This is a genomic window from Streptomyces sp. NBC_00669 (genome assembly GCF_036226785.1).
GTDB lineage: Bacteria > Actinomycetota > Actinomycetes > Streptomycetales > Streptomycetaceae > Actinacidiphila.
Map to the genome: position 1 here is coordinate 2,119,137 of NZ_CP109018.1, position 19,909 is coordinate 2,139,045.

At 74.6% G+C, this 19,909-nt stretch carries 2 protein-coding genes; both read left to right on the plus strand.

All coding sequences use genetic code 11. The annotated features are described in order from the left end of the window. Positions 1-101: 101 nt before the first annotated feature. A complete protein-coding gene (locus tag OG896_RS08540; protein WP_329373821.1) occupies positions 102-1,313 on the plus strand; it encodes a cytochrome P450 family protein in 1,212 nt (403 codons plus the stop codon). A 69-nt stretch (positions 1,314-1,382) separates the two neighbouring features. Then, positions 1,383-19,820 (plus strand): type I polyketide synthase, encoded by an 18,438-nt coding sequence (locus OG896_RS08545; protein ID WP_329363873.1) that lies wholly within the window; start codon positions 1,383-1,385, stop codon positions 19,818-19,820. The last annotated feature ends 89 nt before the right edge of the window (positions 19,821-19,909 follow it).

Genomic DNA, 19,909 nt, shown 5'->3' on the forward strand with positions numbered 1-19,909 from the left:
CAGCGCCCGGCAAGGGGCGCGGGTCATGCTCCCCGCATCAACCCGGCAGGACCCGGAGCAGGGAACCGTCCCGTGGCCAGGAAGGCGCAGTCGTGCAGGAGATGCAGGTGACCGAGGAACTGGACGTGAGCTTCGTCCAGACCCCCCACGAGGTGCTGAAGCGGCTCCGCGAGGCCGGACCCGCCGTGAAGGTGATGCTGCCGAACGGTTCGCTGGTGTGGATCGTGACCCGTTACGACGAGGTGCGGCAGGCGCTGAGCGAGGCCCGGCTGAGCAAGGACTTCAAGGGCCTCAACGAGCTGATGACCAAGCACACCAAGGAGGGCCACGCGCCGAAGCAGTACGACGAGGCACTCGTCGGCCACATGCTGGCCAGCGACCCGCCGGACCACACCCGGATGCGCCGGCTGGTCAACAAGGCGTTCACACCGCGCCGGGTCGAGGGCATGCGGCCGATGCTGGAAGCGCTGACCACCCACCTGCTCGACGAGATGGACCGGCAGGAGGAGATCGACCTGCTGGAGGCGTTCGCCTATCCGGTGCCGATGGAACTGCTCTGCACGCTGCTGGGCGTGCCGGAGGCCGAACGGCTCGCCTTCGGCCGGTACGCGGCCACCGTTCTGTCCGACCTCGCGCCGGAGGGCTACGAGGCGGCCACCCAGGCGATGCGCGAGTACCTGGTGAAGCTGATCCAGGTCAAGCGCGAGAACCCCGGCGAGGACCTGCTGAGCGCGCTGATCACGGCCCGCGACGAGGACGACAAGCTCAGCGAGGGCGAACTGCTCGCCACGATCTACCTGATGTTCTCGGCCGGCACGGAGACGGCGGTCAACCTGATCGGCAACGGCGTGCTCGCCCTCCTCACCCACGCCGGTGAACTCGCCAGGCTGCGCGCCGACCGCGCGCTGCTGCCGCAGGCCGTGGAGGAGTTCCTGCGCTTCGACGGCCCGGTGAACCTCGCCACGTTCCGGTACACGATCGAGCCGGTGGTGCTCGGCGACGTCACGATCCCGGTCGGCGAGGTGGTCATGGTGTCGCTGATGGCCGCCAACCGCGACCCCGACCGCTTCGACCAGCCCGAACTCTTCGACATCACCCGGCCGATCGGCGGCCAGATGACCTTCGGGCACGGCATCCACTACTGCATGGGCGCTCCGCTGGCCCGCCTGGAGGCCGAGATCGCCATCGGCATGCTCCTCGACCGCTTCCCCGACCTGTCCCTCGCCTGCGACCCGAACGAGTTGCGGTGGCGGCTCAGCACGGTCACCCACGGCCTGGAGAAGCTGCCGGTCAGGCCGCACGGGGCGGGCTGAGGCCCCCTCACCCGCCGGGTCCTCCCCGGTGATTCCTCGTTCGGCGGCACGGCGGAAGGGACAACTGTCATGGGCGCGGTTCACGACGCGGACACGGGTGCCGGCACCCCCACGGGCCCGCGGGACAAGCCGATCGCGGTCGTCGGCATGGCGTGCCGGCTGCCGGGCGCCCCCGACCCGTCCGCCTTCTGGCAGTTGCTGCGCGAGGGGCGCGACGCGATCTCGGAGCCGCCGCCCGGCCGCGGTCCGGCGCACCGCGGCGGCTACCTGGACCGCGTCGACGGCTTCGACGCGGCCTTCTTCGGTGTCTCGCCCCGCGAGGCGCTGGCCATGGACCCCCAGCAGCGACTCACCCTGGAGCTGGGCTGGGAGGCGCTGGAGGACGCCGGTATCGCCCCCGACTCCCTCAGCGGTACGCCCGCGGGCGTGTACGTCGGCGCGATCGCCGACGACTACGCCGCCCTTCTGCGCCGCAGCGGCCCACAAGGCCTCACGCGGCACGTGTTCACCGGAGTCCAGCGAGGAGTGATCGCCAACCGGCTCTCCTACTCGCTGGGGTTGCGGGGGCCGAGCATGACGGTCGACTGCGGCCAGTCCTCGTCACTGGTCGCAGTCCACCTGGCCGCCGCGGCCCTGCGCAGCGGCGAGGCGGAGCTCGCCCTGGCGGGCGGCGTGCACCTGAACCTGGTGCCCGAGAGCACCACCGCCGTCGACCGCTTCGGCGCGCTCTCCCCGGACGGCCGCTGCCACACCTTCGACGCGCGCGCCAACGGCTTCGTGCGGGGCGAGGGCGGCGCCCTGGTCGTTCTCAAGCCGCTGTCCCGCGCCTTGGCCGACCGGGATCGCGTCTACTGCGTGCTCAGCGGCTCCGCCGTCAATCACGACGGCGGCGGCGAGGGCCTGACCGTACCGAACGCCGAGGCCCAGCGGGAGGTGGTGTCCGCCGCGCTCGCCGACGCGGGCGTGCGCGCGGCGGACGTGCAGTACGTCGAACTCCACGGCACCGGAACCCCGGTGGGCGACCCCGTCGAGGCCGCCGCGCTCGGTGCCGCGCTGGGCACGGCTCCCGGCCGGACGGCCCCCCTCGCGGTCGGCTCGGCCAAGACCAACGTCGGCCATCTCGAAGGCGCCGCCGGTGTGGTGGGCCTGCTGAAGGCCGCGCTGTCCCTGCATCACCGCGAGCTTCCGGCCAGCCTCAACTTCGAGACGCCGAATCCGGCCATCCCCTTCGAGCGTCTTCGGCTGCGGGTGCAGACGGACACGGGCTCCTGGCCCCGGCCCGACCAGGCGCTGGTGGCCGGGGTTTCGGCGTTCGGGGTGGGCGGTACGAACGCGCACCTGGTCCTGACGGAGGCTTCGCCGGTGGAGCCGGTGGAGCCGGCGGCGCGGGCGGCGCGGGCGACGGAGGCGGTGCCGGAGCCGGCGGGAGCGGTGCCGGAGCTGGCAGGAGCGGTACCGCTGGTGGTGTCGGCGGCGAGCGCGGAGGCTCTGGCCGCCATGGGCGGGCGGCTCGCGGAGCGGCTGGAGTCAGACCCCGGACTCCTACTCCCCGATGTCGCCCACGCACTGGCCACCACCCGCGCCCAACTCCCCCACCGGGCCGTCGTGATCGCCGACAACCGGAACACCGCCCTCACCGGTCTGCGGGCCCTGGCCGAGCACCGACCCACCCCCCACCTCATCACCGGCCACGCCACCCACACCACCAGCCCCGGACCCGTCTTCGTCTTCCCCGGCCAAGGCTCCCAATGGCCCGGCATGGCCCACTCCCTCTACGCCCACAACCCCACCTTCCGCGACTCCCTCAACACCACCGCCGCCGCCCTGGACCCCCTCACCGGCTGGTCCCTCATCGACACCCTCACCGGACCCGACCACGCATGGCTGGAACGGGTCGACATGGTCCAACCCGCGCTCTTCGCCATGATGATCGCCCTCACCCACCTCTGGACCACCGCAGGCATCCAACCCGCCGCCGTCATCGGCCACTCCCAAGGCGAAATCGCCGCCGCCCACATCGCCGGCATCCTCACCCTCCACGACGCCGCCCACATCATCACCACCCGCTCCACCGCCATGCGCCACCTCTCCGGCCACGGCGGCATGGCCACCATCAACGCACCCGCCCAACACATCCAGCAATATCTCCACGGCCACAACGCCACCATCGCCGCCCACAACTCCCCCACCACCACCGTCATCACCGGCACCCCCCAAGCCCTCAACCACCTCACCACCCTCCTCCAAAACCACGGCTACCGCGTCCGCCGCATCAACGTCGACTACGCCTCCCACTCACCCCAAGTCGACCCCCACCAACACCACATCACCACCACCCTCGCCCACATCCACCCCCACCCCGCCACCATCCCCATGATCTCCACCGTCACCGGACAACCCATCCACGGACCCGAACTCGACCCCACCTACTGGTACACCAACCTCCGCCAACCCGTCCTCTTCCACCAAGCCCTCACCCACCTCACCACCACCGGCCACCACACCACCATCGAAACCAGCCCCCACCCCATCCTCACCCCCGCCATCCAAGAAACCACCCCCCACCTCACCACCCACCACACCCTCCGACGCCACCACGCCACCCCCACCGACCTCACCACCGCACTCGCCCACGCCCACACCACCGGAACCACCCCCACCTGGACCACCCAACTCCCCACCCCCACCACCCGGACAACCCTCCCCACCTACCCCTTCCAACACCAACGCTACTGGCCGAAGCCGGTCACGGCGGTCGCGACCGCCGAGACTTCCCCGACCGCCGAGGAAGCGGAAGCGGAAGCCGAAACGGGAGCGGCGGAGGCACCCGAGAACCCGTCGGGCCCCCCGACGGCCGGACGGGTGCTGGACGTCGTACTCAACGAGTGCGCGCGGGTGCTCGGGCACTCCTCCGGGGCTGACGTGCCGCCAGAGGTCACCTTCAAGGATCTCGGCTTCGACTCGTTCGCCGGCACCGAGTTGTGCAAGCGGTTGTCGGTGGCGCTGGGCCGCCGGGTGCCGGTCAACTCGACCTACGACCACCCGAGTCCGGCCGAACTCGCCGCGTTCCTGGAAGAGCGGCCCGGCTCGGAGTTGCCCGCTGTCGCCCACGGCGGCAGGGCGGCGGAGGACGACGAGCCGATCGTGATCGTCGGGATGGCGTGCCGCTTCCCCGGAGGCGTACGGGGGCCGGCGGACCTGTGGCGACTGCTGGTCGAGGAGCGGGACGCCATCGGTGACTTCCCCGCCGACCGGGGCTGGAACACCGAGGAGCTGTACGACCCCGATCCGGCCAGCCCCGGTACCTCTTACGTCCGCCAGGGCGGATTCCTCGACGACATCGCCGGGTTCGACGCCGCCCTCTTCGGGATCGCGCCGCGCGAGGCGCTGGCGATGGACCCGCATCAGCGGCTCCTCCTGGAGACCGCGTGGGAGATGTTCGAGAGCGCGGGCATCGATCCCGGTTCGCTGCGCGGCAGCCGTACCGGCGTGTTCGTGGGGACGAACGAGCAGGACTACGCCACCTACACCACTCCCGGTCCGGCACAGGGCAGCGAGGGCCTGTTGCTCACCGGGCACGCGGCGAGCGTGGCGTCCGGCCGCCTGTCGTACGTGTTCGGCCTGGAGGGTCCGGCGCTGACCGTCGACACCGCGTGCTCGTCGTCGCTGGTCGCCCTGCACCTGGCCGCGCAGTCGCTGCGCGCCGGCGAGTGCGACCTGGCCGTGGCGGGCGGCGCCACCGTCATGTCGACGCCGGGCATGTTCCTGGAGTTCTCCCGGCAGGGCGGCTTGTCGGCGGACGGCCGGTGCAAGGCGTTCGACGAGTCGGCGGACGGCACCGGCTGGTCGGAGGGTGTGGGCGCGGTGCTGGTGGAGCGGCTCTCCGACGCCCGCCGCAACCACCACCCCGTCCTGGCCCTCATCCGCGGCAGCGCCGTCAACCAGGACGGCGCCTCCAACGGCCTCACCGCACCCAACGGCCGCTCCCAAGCCCGCCTCATCCGCACCGCACTCGACAACGCCGGCCTCACCCCCGCCGACATCGACGCCGTCGAAGCCCACGGCACCGGCACCCCGCTCGGCGACCCCATCGAGGTGACCGCGCTGCTCGCCACCTACGGACAGCACCGGCCGGCCGAACACCCCCTCTACCTCGGCTCGTTGAAATCCAACATCGGCCACACCCAGGCCGCCGCCGGCATCGCCGGCGTCATCAAGATGGTGCACGCCCTCCACCACGGCATCCTCCCCCGCACCCTCCACGCCACCCAGCCCACCTCACACGTCGACTGGACCACCGGCGCCATCGAACTCCTCACCCAGCAACGCACATGGCCCCAGGTCCAACGCGCCCGCCGCGCAGCCGTATCCGCCTTCGGCATCAGCGGCACCAACGCCCACGTCATCCTCGAACAACCGGCAGAACCCGAACACGCCGAACAACCCGCCGCCGGGCACCCCGAGGAACCCAGCACGGAAGAACCACCTCCCGGGCTGCCCCTGCTCCTCTCGGCGGCGAGCGCGGAGGCTCTGGCCGCCATGGGCGGGCGGCTCGCGGAGCGGCTGGAGTCAGACCCCGGACTCCTACTCCCCGATGTCGCCCACGCACTGGCCACCACCCGGGCCCAACTCCCCCACCGGGCCGTCGTGATCGCCGACAACCGGGACAGTGCCCTGACCGGTCTGCGGGCCCTGGCCGAGCACCGGCCGACCCCCCACCTCATCACCGGCCACGCCACCCACACCACCAGCCCCGGACCCGTCTTCGTCTTCCCCGGCCAGGGATCGCAGTGGCCCGGCATGGCGCATGCCCTCTACGCCCACAACCCCACCTTCCGCGACTCCCTGAACACCACCGCCGCCGCCCTGGACCCCCTCACCGGCTGGTCCCTCATCGACACCCTCACCGGACCCGACCACGCATGGCTGGAACGGGTCGACATGGTCCAACCCGCGCTCTTCGCCATGATGATCGCCCTCACCCACCTCTGGACCACCGCAGGCATCCAACCCGCCGCCGTCATCGGCCACTCCCAAGGCGAAATCGCCGCCGCCCACATCGCCGGCATCCTCACCCTCCACGACGCCGCCCACATCATCACCACCCGCTCCACCGCCATGCGCCACCTCTCCGGCCACGGCGGCATGGCCACCATCAACGCACCCGCCCAACACATCCAGCAATATCTCCACGGCCACAACGCCACCATCGCCGCCCACAACTCCCCCACCACCACCGTCATCACCGGCACCCCCCAAGCCCTCAACCACCTCACCACCCTCCTCCAAAACCACGGCTACCGCGTGCGCCGCATCAACGTCGACTACGCCTCCCACTCACCCCAAGTCGACCCCCACCAACACCACATCACCACCACCCTCGCCCACATCCACCCCCACCCCGCCACCATCCCCATGATCTCCACCGTCACCGGACAACCCATCCACGGACCCGAACTCGACCCCACCTACTGGTACACCAACCTCCGCCAACCCGTCCTCTTCCACCAAGCCCTCACCCACCTCACCACCACCGGCCACCACACCACCATCGAAACCAGCCCCCACCCCATCCTCACCCCCGCCATCCAAGAAACCACCCCCCACCTCACCACCCACCACACCCTCCGACGCCACCACGCCACCCCCACCGACCTCACCACCGCACTCGCCCACGCCCACACCACCGGAACCACCCCCACCTGGACCACCCAACTCCCCACCCCCACCACCCAACCCACCCTCCCCACCTACCCCTTCCAACACCAACGCTACTGGCTGCGTACGACCTCTCCGGCCGGCTCCCACCCCGGAGTCGCCGTGCGCGACCACCCGCTGCTGAGCGCGGCCGTGCCGCTGGCGGGTGCGGGTGGTGCGGTGCTGACGGGTGCGCTGGGCGCGGGGTCTCCGGAGTGGTGTGCCGACCACGCGGTCGCCGGGTCGGTGCTGCTGCCGGGTACCGCCTTCGTGGAGATGGCGATGCGGGTCGGCGACGAGGTCGGGTGCGGGACGGTCGAGGAGTTGACGGTGCGGGCGCCGCTGGCGCTCACCGGTCAGGTGACCGTGCAGGCCGCGGTGGGTGAGCCGGACGCGGCCGGGCGGCGTTCGGTGACCGTGCACTCCCGGCCGGGCCCGGCCGGCTCGGACGCCGCGTGGACGCTCCACGCCGAAGGTCTGCTGGCCGAGGAAGCCCTCGACGGTGTCGGTGACCCGTCCTCCGGCCTCGCCTCCTGGCCGCCGTCCGGTGCCGACCGTCTGCCGACGAGCACGCTGTACGACGACCTGGCCGCCCAGGGATACGACTACGGCCCCGCGTTCCAGGGCGTGCGTGCCCTCTGGCGCCGCGCGGACGAGGTGTTCGCGGAGGTCGAACTGCCAGCGGAGGCGGGTGCGTCCGACGGGTTCCTGCTGCATCCGGCGCTCCTCGACGCCGCCCTGCACGCCGTGGCGGCGACCGGGCTGCTGCCCCGGGTGCCGGGCATCCGGCTGCCGTTCGCGTGGTCGGGGGTGCGTGTGCACGCCTCCGGCGCGCGGGCGCTGCGGGTGCTACTGCGCCGTACGGGGCCGGAGTCCGTGGAGCTGACCGCCGTGGACGGCGACGGTGCGCCGGTGGTGTCCGTGGCGTCGCTGGCGCTGCTGCCGGTCGCCGTGGAGGCGCTGCGGGCGACCTCGCGGTCCGAGGAACTGTTCGCGGTGCGGTGGGAGGAGGCTGGGCCGGCCGCCTTGGCGGACGGGTCCGGCGCGGGCGGGTGGGCGGCCCGGATCTCCGGGCCCGGCGAACTCGACACGCTCGACACGCTCGACGGGCTCGACGAACTCCTCGTGCCGAGAGGGGAGTCCACGCTCGACGCCGCACCCGCGCAGGTCCCGCACGGCGACCTTCCTCCCGTGCTGCTGGACCTCGTCGGCCGCTCCCCCGTGGAGGTCTGCGAGCTGGTCCTGTCCGTGTTGGCGGTCGTCCGCCGCTTCGTGACCGACCCAGGTCTGCGGAACCACCGGTTGGTGGTGCGGACCCGGGGCGCGGTCGCGGTGGACGACGGTGACCGGGTCACCGACCCGGCGGCGGCGGCCGTATGGGGTCTGGTGCGGTCGGCGCAGAGCGAGCACCCCGGGCGGTTCGTCCTCGTCGACACGGACGACGGCGCGGCCACCGATGCCGACACCGGCGCGGACGCGGACACGGACGTCGTATCGGTTCCGGTCGGGGACGAGCCGCAGTTCGCGCTGCGGGGCGGGACGGCGTACGTGCCGCGCCTCGTCCGTCACCCCGGTGCCGAAGGGGATGCGGCGCCTGAAGAAGGGGATGCGGCGCGGGCCGAAGCGGATGCCCCGCCCGCCTTCGACCCCGACCGTACGGTCCTGGTGACCGGCGGCACGGGAAGCCTGGGCTCGCTCGTGGCCCGGCACCTCGTCGCCGTGCACGGGGTGCGGCGGCTGCTCCTGCTCAGCCGTTCGGGGGCGGACGCGGCCGGAGCGGCCGAACTGGTCGGCACCTTGGCGGAGTCAGGTGCCGTCGCCGACGTACGGGCCTGTGACATCGGGGACCGGGAGGCGCTGGCCGCCGTCGTGGCGGAGGTCCAGGCGTCGGGGCATCCGCTGGGCGCCGTGATGCACCTGGCGGGCGTGTTGGCGGACGCGACCGTCGAGGGCCTCAGCGACGAGGCCGTGGCGGCGGTGCTGCGGCCGAAGGCCCGCGCCGCCTGGCACCTGCACGAGCTGACCGCCGGACTCGACCTGTCGGCCTTCGTGCTGTTCTCGTCGGTGGCGGGGGTGCTCGGCAACCCGGGGCAGGGCAATTACGCGGCGGCCAACGCGTTCCTCGATGCCCTGGCCCTCCACCGGCGGCAACTCCGGCTGCCCGCACTGTCGTTGGCGTGGGGCCTGTGGGAGCAGCCGTCGGGGATGACCGGGCGGCTGGACGGGCGGGACCTGGCCCGGATGCGGCGCGCCGGGCTGCTGCCGCTGCCGGCTCAGCGGGGGCTGGCCCTGCTGGACGGCGCCCTGGCCGCGGCGGCGCGGGACGGTGGCCCGGCCGCCCTGGTGCCCGCCCGGCTCGACCCGCGGGCGCTGGTGCGGTCCGGGCGGCCCGTACCGCCGCTGCTGTCGCGGCTCGTGCCGCGTGCCGCACGGCGGACGGCCGCGCAGGCGAGGCCGGCGGCGGCGTCCCGGTCGGGGCTGGAGGAACGGCTGGCCGGGCTGTCGGCCGACGAGCGGGAGCGGCTGCTGCTGGGCGTGGTGCGTGACGAGACGGCGCTGGTGCTGGGGCATGCGAGCGGTGACGGGCTGGACGTGGCGAGCGAGTTCCGGGAGCTGGGCCTCGACTCGCTGATGGCGGTGGAGGTGCGCAACCGGCTGGCGACGGCCACCGGGCTCGCCCTGGCGTCCACGGTGGTCTTCGACCATCCCACCCCCCGCGCGCTGGCCCGGTTCCTGGACGGCCGGCTGGCCGGCGCGGACGCCGTGTCCGAGGGTGCGCGGAACGCCCGGAACGCCGTGCCGGGCGACGACGGCGAGCCGGTGGCGATCATCGGCATGGCCTGCCGCTACCCGGGCGGGGTGGACGGACCCGCCGACCTGTGGCGCCTGGTGCTCCAGGAGCGGGACGCGGTGGGCGAGTTCCCGGTGGACCGCGGCTGGGATCTGTCCGCGCTGTTCGACCCCGCGGCCGGCGCGCGCGGCACCAGCGCCACCCGGCACGGCGGGTTCCTGGACGACGCCGCCGGCTTCGACCCGGCGCCGTTCGGGATCTCGCCACGCGAGGCGCTGGCCATGGACCCACAGCAACGACTGCTGCTGGAGGTCTCCTGGGAGGCCCTGGAGAACGCGGGCATCCCGGCGGAGGCCGTCCACGGCTCGCGCGGCGGTGTGTTCGCGGGGCTGATGTACCACGACTACGGCAGCGGCGTGACCGAGGTGCCGGAAGGCGTGGAGGGGTACCTGCTGACGGGCGGTGCCGGAAGTGTCGCCTCGGGCCGGATCGCCTACGCGCTGGGCCTTGAGGGCCCCGCGCTGACGGTGGACACCGCGTGCTCGTCGTCGCTGGTGGCGCTGCACCTGGCCGCGCAGTCGCTGCGGCGCGGGGAGTGCGATCTGGCGCTGGCCGGCGGGGTGACGGTGATGGTCGCGCCGGACACGTTCGTGGAGTTCTCCCGGCAGGGCGGGCTGGCGCGCGACGGCCGCTGCAAGTCGTTCGCCGAGGGGGCTGACGGCACCGGCTGGTCCGAGGGCGTGGGCATACTGCTGGTGGAACGGCTGCCGGACGCGCTGCGCAACGGGCACCGGGTGCTGGCCGTGCTGCGCGGCTCGGCCGTCAACCAGGACGGCGCCTCCAACGGCCTGACCGCGCCCAGCGGCATCGCCCAGCAGCGCGTCATCCGCGAGGCGCTCGCCGACGCCAGGCTCGCCCCGGCCGACGTGGACGCCGTCGAGGGCCACGGCACCGGCACCGTCCTGGGCGACCCGATCGAAGCGGGGGCCCTGCTGGAGACGTACGGCCGGGACCGGCCGGCCGAACGGCCGCTCTATCTCGGCTCGGTGAAGTCCAACCTCGGTCACACCCAGGCCGCCGCGGGTGTCGCGGGCATCATCAAGATAGTCATGGCGCTGGGCGAGGGCGTCCTGCCGCGCAGCCTGCACGCGGGTGAGCCGTCCTCGCACGTCGACTGGGCGTCCGGCGCGGTGGAGTTGCTGGCGCGCACCCGCGCCTGGCCCGAGACGGACCGGCCGCGGCGGGCCGCGGTGTCGTCCTTCGGGATCAGCGGGACGAACGCGCACGTCATCCTGGAGCAGGCGCCGCCGTCCGCCGGACCGCCCGAGCGCGGCCCGGCGCCCGCCACCGTCCCGTTGCTGCTGTCGGCGGCCGACGGGGAGGCGTTGCGGGCGCAGGCCGCGCGGATCGCGGCGACCGTCGGCTCCGGCACCGAACTCGTGGACGCCGCCTATTCGTTGACGACCACGCGCAGCGCGCTTCCCTGGCGTGCCGCGGTCGTCGCCGGCGGGCGGGAGCAGGCGGTCGAGCGGCTGCTGGCGGTGGCCGAGGGGCGCTCCACGGCCGGCACCCTGACCGGCCGGGCCCGGGAGGACGCCCTGCTCGCGGTCGTCTTCAGCGGCCAGGGCAGCCAGCGCCCCGGCATGGGCCGGGAACTGTACGCGTCCCAGCCGGTGTTCGCGGCGGCCTTCGACGAGGTGTGCGCGCACTTCGCCCGGCATCTCGAACAGCCGCTGCGGGACGTCGTGTTCGGCACGGACGCGGAGCTGCTGGACCGCACCGACCACGCGCAGGCCGCGCTCTTCGCCGTCGAGGTGGCGCTGTACCGGCTGCTGGAGCACTGGGGAGTGCGGCCCGGCCTGCTGATCGGGCACTCCATCGGCGGGTTCGCGGCGGCCTGTGTCGCCGGGGTGTGGTCACTCGCCGACGCCTGCGCGCTTGTGGCGGCGCGCGGACGGCTGATGCGGGCGGTGACGGCGGACGGGGCGATGGCCGCCGTGGAGGCCACGGAGGAGGAGACCCGGCACGCGCTCGCGGGGTACGGCGACCGGGTGGGCGTGGCCGCGGTCAACGGACCGTCCGCCGTGGTGGTCTCCGGTGACCGCGACGCCGTCGAGGAGGTGGCGGAGCGCTTCCGCGCGCAGGGGCGGCGGGTACGGCGGCTGCGGGTCGACCACGCCTTCCACTCGGCGCACATGGACGCGATGGCGGACGCCTTCGCGGAGGTCCTGGCCGGGGTGTCCTTCCATCCGCCGGCGGTACCCGTCGTGTCCGACCTGACCGGCGCGCCGGCCGGCCCGGACGAACTGTGCTCGCCCTCCTACTGGGTGCGGCACGTCCGCGAGCCGGTCCGCTTCGCCGACGGCGTCGGCGCGCTGCACGCGGCGGGCGCGACGGCGTACCTGGAGCTGGGGCCCGCCGGCGCGCTCACCGGGGCCGTCCGCGACAGCCTGCCGGCGGACGCCTCGCCCACCGTCGTCGCGGCGCTGCGCGCCGACCGGCCCGAGCCGGCGGCCTTCGTCGAGGCGCTGTCGGCCCTGCACCTGTCGGGCCTGCGGGTGGACTGGTCGCGGGCGTTCGAGGGCACCGGCGCCCGGACCGTCGCACTGCCCGGCTACCCGTTCCGGCACCGCCGCTTCTGGCTCTCCGCGACCGCGCGGACCACGGCCCCCGACGCGCTCGGAACGCTCGGAACGCTCGGAGCCCTCGTGGGAGAGCTCGACCTCACCGAGGAGCAGACACGGACGCTGGGCGCGCTGCTGGACACCCGCGACCGCGCGGACCGGCTGCGCCGCCACGCTCACCAGGTGGCGTGGGTGCCGGTGACCGTCGACGGGGCGCGGCTGCACGGGCGTTGGCGGGTGGACCTGCCGGCCGGCACCGATCCGGCGGACCCGCGGGTGACGGCTCTGCGCTCCGCGCTGGAACGGGCCGGCGCCGAGGCCGTGACGGGCACCGCCGTGGGCCCGCCCGACGACGGTGCCGTCGCCGGTGTCGTGGTCGCGGCCGCCCTCGCACCGGACCCCGGGCTGTTCGCGCTGGCGGCGGCCCGCGATGCCGGCGGTGCCGAAGGCCCGGACGCCCCGCGGTGGTTCCTCACCGAGGGTGCCGTCTCCACCGGAGCCCAGGACCCGGTACGCACGGTGGCGCAGGCCGCGGTGTGGGGGCTCGGCCAGGTCGTCTCGCTCGAACTCCCCTCCCTCTGGGGCGGCCTGGCGGACGTGGGCGGCTTCGGCGACCGCGACCTGGACGCGCTGTGCGCCGTGCTCGCCGCGGGCAGCCGCCCCGGCCGGGAGGACCAGATCGCCCTGCGCGACGGACGCGTCCGGGGCCGCCGCGTCGTCCCGGCCCCCGACCGCCCGACGAATCCCCCTACGGCCGGTGCGGGCACCTCCGGTGCGGATGCGGCCGGTGCAGGCACCGTCGGTACGAACGCGGCCGGTGCAGGCACCGTCGGTGCGGATGCGGCCGGTCCAGGCACCGCCGGTACGGACACGGCCGGTCCAGGCACCGCCGGTACGGACACGGCCGGTCCAGGCACCGCCGGTACGGACACGGCCGATCCAGACATCGCCGGCGCGGACACGGCCGATCCAGGCACCGCCGGTACAGTCACGGCCGGTACTGGAGCGGCCAGCTCGGAATCGGCCAGTCCGGAAACCGCCCGTACAGGCACCGCCGATGCGAACACGACCGGTACGGACACGACCGCTGTAGGCACCGCCCGTACAGGCACCGACCATTCGGACACCACCCGTGCGGACACAGCCGGTACGGACACGGCCGGTGCGGACACAGCCGGTGTAGGCACCGCCCGTACAGACACCGCCCTTACCGGCGCCGCCCGCGCGGACACCGACCGTACCGGCGCCGTACGCGGGCGGCGGTGGCGCGCTCGCGGGACCGTCCTGGTCACCGGGGGAACCGGGGCGCTCGGCGCCCATGTGGCCCGGTGGCTCGCGGAGAACGGCGCCGGCCGTCTCGTCCTCACCGGCCGTCGGGGCGAGGCCGCCCCGGGTGCGGCCGATCTCGTGGCCGCGCTGCGGGAGTTGGGTGCGAAGGTGGAGGTGGTCGCCTGCGACACCGCGGACCGCGCCGCGGTCGCCGACCTGATCGCACGTCATCGGCCCACCGCCGTCTTCCACGCGGCCGGTGTCTTCGAGGCGCGCCCGGTGACCGGGCTGTCGGCCGAGGAGTGGTCCGCGGTGGTCGCGGGCAAGGCCGACGGGGCTTGCCACCTCGACGAGTTGACGCGGGAGGCCGGCCTGGAGCTGGACGCCTTCGTGCTGTTCTCGTCGGTCGCCGGGGTGTGGGGCAGCGCCGGGCAGGCCGCGTACGCCGCCGGCAACGCGGTACTGGACGCCCTCGCCCAGCGGCGGCGGGCCGACGGGCTGCCCGCGACGTCCATCGCGTGGGGCCCGTGGGAAGGCGCGGGCATGGCGGCGGACGACGAGGTGGCCGGGCTGCTGCGGCGCAGCGGACTGCGCCCGTTGCCCCCGGCGGACGCCCTGGACGCGATGGAACGGGTGCTGGCGTCGGATCGCACCTGCCAGGTCGTCGCCGATGTGGACTGGCCGCGGCTGACCGCGCTGTTCGCCGCGGTGCGGCCCGGCCCGCTGTTCGCCCTGTCGGCGGCGCACGGCGACACGGAAGCCGCCACGGAGGGCGAGGCGGGGGCGGACGCCGGTGGCTTCGCGCGCCGCGTGGGCGCGCTGCCGCCCCTCGAACAGGAGCGGACGGTGCTGGCACTGGTGCGGGACGAGGTGGCGGCCGCCCTCGGGCACGACACGGCCCACGACCTCGATGTCACGCAGACCTTCAAGAGCCTCGGCCTGGACTCGCTGACCGCGGTGGAGGTGCGCGACCGGATCAGCAAGGCGACCGGGCTCGCCCTGCCCGCCATCGTCGTCTTCGACCACCCCACCCCGCGCGACCTGGCCGCCGCGATCCGCGACCGGCTGACCGGCGCGGAGCGGGAGCAGGCGCCGTCCGCCGCCTCGGCCGCGGACGAACCGATCGCCGTCATCGGCATGGCCTGCCGCTATCCCGGCGGCACGGTCAGCCCCGAGGACCTGTGGCGGCTGGTCGTCGAGGAGCGGGACGCCATCGTGGCCTTCCCCACCGACCGCGGCTGGGACCCGGCCGCCGTGTACGACCCGGACCCGGCCTCGGCCGGGACGTCGTACTCCCGCGAGGGCGGCTTCCTGGACGACATCGCCGGATTCGAGCCGGGCCTGTTCGGGATCTCGCCGCGCGAGGCGCTGGCCATGGACCCGCATCAGCGGTTGCTGCTGGAGACGACCTGGGAGTCCTTCGAACGGGCCGGTATCCCGCCGACATCACTGCGCGGCAGCAGTACGGGCGTCTTCGTCGGCGCGGGCGAGCAGGACTACGCGGCCGGGGTGAAGGACGCCCCCGCGGGGGTCGCCAACCACCTGCTGCTCGGGCACACCGCCAGCGTCCTGTCCGGCCGGGTCGCCTACGTCTTCGGCCTGGAAGGGCCCACTCTCACCCTCGACACGGCCTGCTCGGCCGGCCTGGTCGCCCTGCACCTCGCGGTGCGTGCGCTGCGCGGCGGAGAGTGCGACCTCGCGGTGGCGGCCGGGGCGACGGTGATGTCGACGCCGGGCGGCTTCGTGGAGTTCAGCCGGCAGCAGGTGCTCGGCCGGAGCGGGCGCTGCCGCTCGTACGCCGACGACGCGGACGGCTCGGCCTTCTCCGAGGGCATCGGCACGCTGGTCGTCGAGCGGCTGTCGGACGCGCGGCGCCACGGGCATCCGGTACTGGCCGTGATCCGCGGCTCGGCCGTCAACCAGGACGGCGCCTCCAACGGGCTGAGCGCGCCCAGCGGACGGGCCCAGCAGCGGGTGATCCGGCAGGCGCTCGCCGACGCCGGGCTGACCCCGGCCGACGTGGACGCCGTCGAGGGGCACGGCACCGGCACCCCGCTCGGCGACCCCATCGAGGTGACCGCGCTGCTCGCCACCTACGGACAGCACCGGCCGGCCGAACACCCCCTCTACCTCGGCTCGTTGAAATCCAACATCGGCCACACCCAGGCCGCCGCCGGCATCGCCGGCGTCATCAAGATGGTGCACGCCCTCCACCACGGCATCCTCCCCCGCACCCTCCACGCCACCCAGCCCACCTCACACGTCGACTGGACCACCGGCGCCATCGAACTCCTCACCCAGCAACGCACATGGCCGGAGGTCGAACGCGCCCGCCGCGCAGCCGTATCGGCCTTCGGGATCAGCGGCACCAACGCCCACGTGATCCTGGAGCAGTTCGTGCCGGGGGCGGCGGAGGGAACCGGCGCGGAGGACCGCACCGGGCCGGAGGAGGAGGCGCGAGGAGAGGCCCCGCGACGCCCGCTCGCCCCCTCGGCTCTCGCCGACGGCCCCGCCGTCCTGCCGCTGTCCGCGGCGACCGCTGCCGGGCTGCGCGGTCAGGCCCGACGGCTGCGCGACTCCCTCGCCGACCATTCCGCACTCGAAATTCACACGCTGGGACGGGAGTTGGCGACCACGCGGGTGACGGAACTGGAGCACCGGGCGGCCGTCGTCGCCGGCGACCGGGACGACGCGCTGGCCGCGCTCACGGCCCTGGCCGACGGGGAAGCGCACCCCCACCTGGTCACCGGCACGGCCGCGCCCGGCGCCGGCCCGGTGCTGGTCTTCCCCGGCCAGGGCTCGCAGTGGCCCGGCATGGCGGTCGAACTCCTCGACTCCTCACCGGCGTTCGCCCGGTCGCTCGCCGAGTGCGACGCGGCGCTGGGCGAGTTCGTGGACTGGTCGGTGCTCGACGTGCTGTACGACCGTCCGGGCGCGCCCTCGCCGCAACGGCTCGACGTGGTCCAGCCGCTGCTGTTCGCGGTGATGGTGGCGCTGGCCCGCACCTGGCAGGCGGCCGGCGTGCTGCCGGCGGCGGTCGTCGGGCACTCCCAGGGCGAGGTCGCCGCGGCCTGCGTCGCGGGCGCGCTGTCGCTGCCGGACGCGGCACGGATCATCTGCCTGCGCAGCAGGACCATGCAGGAGGAACTGTCGGGGCTGGGCGCGATGGCGTCGGTGGCCCGGCCGCAGGAGTGGGTTGCCGCCCGGCTGGAGCGCTGGGGCGACCGGCTGAGCGTGGCCGCGGTCAACGGGCCGGAGTCGGTGGTGGTGTCGGGCGAGACGGCCGCGGTGGAGGAGTTCCTGGCGGACGCCGAGGCGCTCGGCGCACGGGCCCGCCGGGTGAAGGGCGCGATCGCCGCCGGGCACTCGGCCCAGGTGGAAAGGGTGCGCGAGCGCGTGCTGGCCGAACTGGCCCCCGTCACACCGAAGGCGGGCGACATCCCGGTCGTCTCCACGGTCACCGGCGCGATGGTGGACGGCTCCGGCATGGACGCCGGCTACTGGTACCGCAACATGCGCGAGCCGGTCCGCTTCGACGCGGCCGTAAGGGAGTTGCTGGGCCGCGGACACCGGGTGTTCCTCGAAGTGAGCCCGCACCCCGTGCTGCTGACGGGGCTTCAGGAGACCACGGAGGACGCGGGCGCCTCGGCGTCCGCGCTGGGCACGCTGCGCCGGGGCGAAGGCGGCCCGCACCGGCTCGCGCTCTCCCTGGGCGCCGCGTACGTCGCCGGAGTGCCGGTGGACTGGCCGCGGGCGGTGTACGCGCAGACTCCGCCGTCCTTCGTCGACCTGCCGACCTACGCCTTCCAGCGGCAGCGGTACTGGCTGGACGCACCGAGCCAGTCGGCCTACTTCGCCTCTCCCGCCGCCGCGCCCGCGCCGGCGCCGGACGACGACGCGGCCGGGCGGCGTTTCTGGGACGCGGTCGAGAGCGGGGACGTCGACGAACTGCTGGGCGAGCTCTCGCTGGTGAACGGCCAGGCGGCGTCGCTGCGGGACGTACTGCCGGCGCTCGCCGGCTGGCGGGAGACGTCACGGCAGGACGCGGCGCTCGACCGGTGGCGGCACCGGGTGGTGTGGGAGCCGGTCGCCACCGCCCCGCGGCCCACGCTCAGCGGCAGCTGGCTGCTGCTCGTACCGGACGCCCCGGCGGCCGGGGCATTGGCCGCGCAGGTCGAGACGGCGCTGGGCGCGCACGGGGCGCGCGTGACGCGGCGCGAGCTGCCGGCTGACGCCGGCCGAGCCGCCGTGGCGCAGGCGCTGGACGGGACCGGGGTCCCGGCGGGCGTACTGGCCCTGACCGGGCTGCTCGACGGCACCCACCCCGAACACGACTCCGTGCCAAGGGCGTTGGCGGCCACGCTGGCCGTCGTCCAGGCGCTCGGCGACGTGGACTGGCCGGCCCCGCTGTGGGTGCTCACCCAAGGTGCGGTCGGGGCGGAGCCGGCGGACGCGGTGCCGGCGCCGGAGCAGGCCACGGTGTGGGGGCTCGGGGCGACCGCCCGGCAGGAGCATCCCGAGCGGTGGGGCGGGGTGATCGACCTGCCCCCGGAACCGGGGCCGCGCGAGCTGGCCCGGCTGGTGGCCGTGGTGTCCGGGGCCACCGGCGAGGACGAGGTGGCGGTCCGGGCGTCGGCGGCGCTGACCCGGCGGCTGGTGCCCGCCCCTGCCGAAGACCGGTCGCAGGGCTGGAAACCCACCGGAACGGTGCTGGTCACCGGCGGCACGGGCGCGCTCGGCGGGCACGTGGCCCGGCACCTGGCCGCCCTCGGGGCGCCCCATCTGCTGCTGACCGGACGGCGCGGCCCGGACGCGCCGGGCGCGCGGGAGCTGGCGGCCGAACTCACGGCGCTCGGCACGCGGGTGACCGTCGCGGCCTGCGACCTCGGCGACCGTACGGCACTGGCGGACCTGCTGGCGCGGGTGCCGGCGGAGTACCCGCTGACCGCCGTGGTGCATACGGCGGCGGTCGTGGACGACGCGCTGCTGATGTCCCTGACGGCCGACCAGCTCCAGCGGTCGTTGCGGGCGAAGGCACAGGCGGCCCGCCATCTCGACGAGCTGACCCGGGACCTTCCGCTGGACGCGTTCGTGCTGTTCTCCTCGTTCGCGGGCGTCACGGCGGACGCAGGACAGGGCGGCTACGCCCCCGGCAACGCCTACCTCGACGCGCTCGCGCTGCGCCGCCGGGCGCTCGGCCTGCCCGCGCTGTCGGTCGGCTGGGGGCACTGGGCGGGCGACAGCGGGCTGGAGGGCGGCGAAGTGATCGCCCACCGGCTGCACCGGTTCGCGATGGAGTCGATGGACCCGCGGCGGGCGGTGCGCGCGCTGGAGCGGGCGGTGGCCGGCGACAGCGGCCATCTGGTCATCGCGGACGTGGACTTCGACCGCTTCGACGCCGGCTCGGTGGGTGTGCGGCCGACCCGGCTCTTCCTCGGCCTGCCCGGCTACCGCAGGGCCGTCCGGCCCGCCGCCGGGGAGCCGGCGGCCACCCCGGCGGAGTCCGGCTCCGGCTTCCGCGACCGGCTCGCGAAGACCGCGGCCGCCGACCGTACGGCGCTGGTGCGGGACCTGGTGCTGCGACAGCTCGCCGCGGTGCTCGGCCACGCCGACGCCGGCGAGATCTCGGCCACCCGGCTCTTCCGCGAACTGGGCATCGACTCGCTCACGGCGGTGGAGTTCCGCAACCGGCTCGGCGCGGCGACCGGGCTGCGGCTGCCGGTCGGGGTCGTCTTCGACCATCCGACGCCGGAGGCGCTGGCGGCCCACGTCCTCACCGAACTCGCCGTCCACGCCGAACCGTCCGCGGACGGGCCGGGGTCCGATGAAGGGGCCGAGACCGGGTCCGAGGCCGAGACCGAGTCCGGGTCCGGGTCCGGGTCCGGGTCCGGGTCCGGGTCCGGGTCCGGGTCCGGCGGGAGCCTTCCGGTGGAGGTCGAGCTGGACCGGCTGGAAGCGGCCGTGGACCGCCTCGACGCCCCTTCCTCGGCGGCGGTGGCGGGGCGGCTGCGGGCCCTGCTGGCCCGGCTCCCGGACGCCCCGGCGGCGGAGAACGGCGACGCGCTGGCGTCGGCGACGACCGCCGAGGAGGTCCTCGGCCTCATCCAGGAACGGTTCGGCCGGTGAGCGGCTCCCCGGCCCAGGGGCCCGAGGCCCAAGGGCCCCCACCCCAAGGGCTCCCACCCGAGGGCCGGCCCTCCCCCGACTCCTCCGTC

Coding starts and splice junctions, on each gene's coding strand:
- OG896_RS08545 (WP_329363873.1), top strand. CDS start 1,383: ATGGGCGCGGTTCACGACGCGGACACGGGTGCCGGCACCCCCACGGGC.
- OG896_RS08540 (WP_329373821.1), top strand. CDS start 102: ATGCAGGTGACCGAGGAACTGGACGTGAGCTTCGTCCAGACCCCCCAC.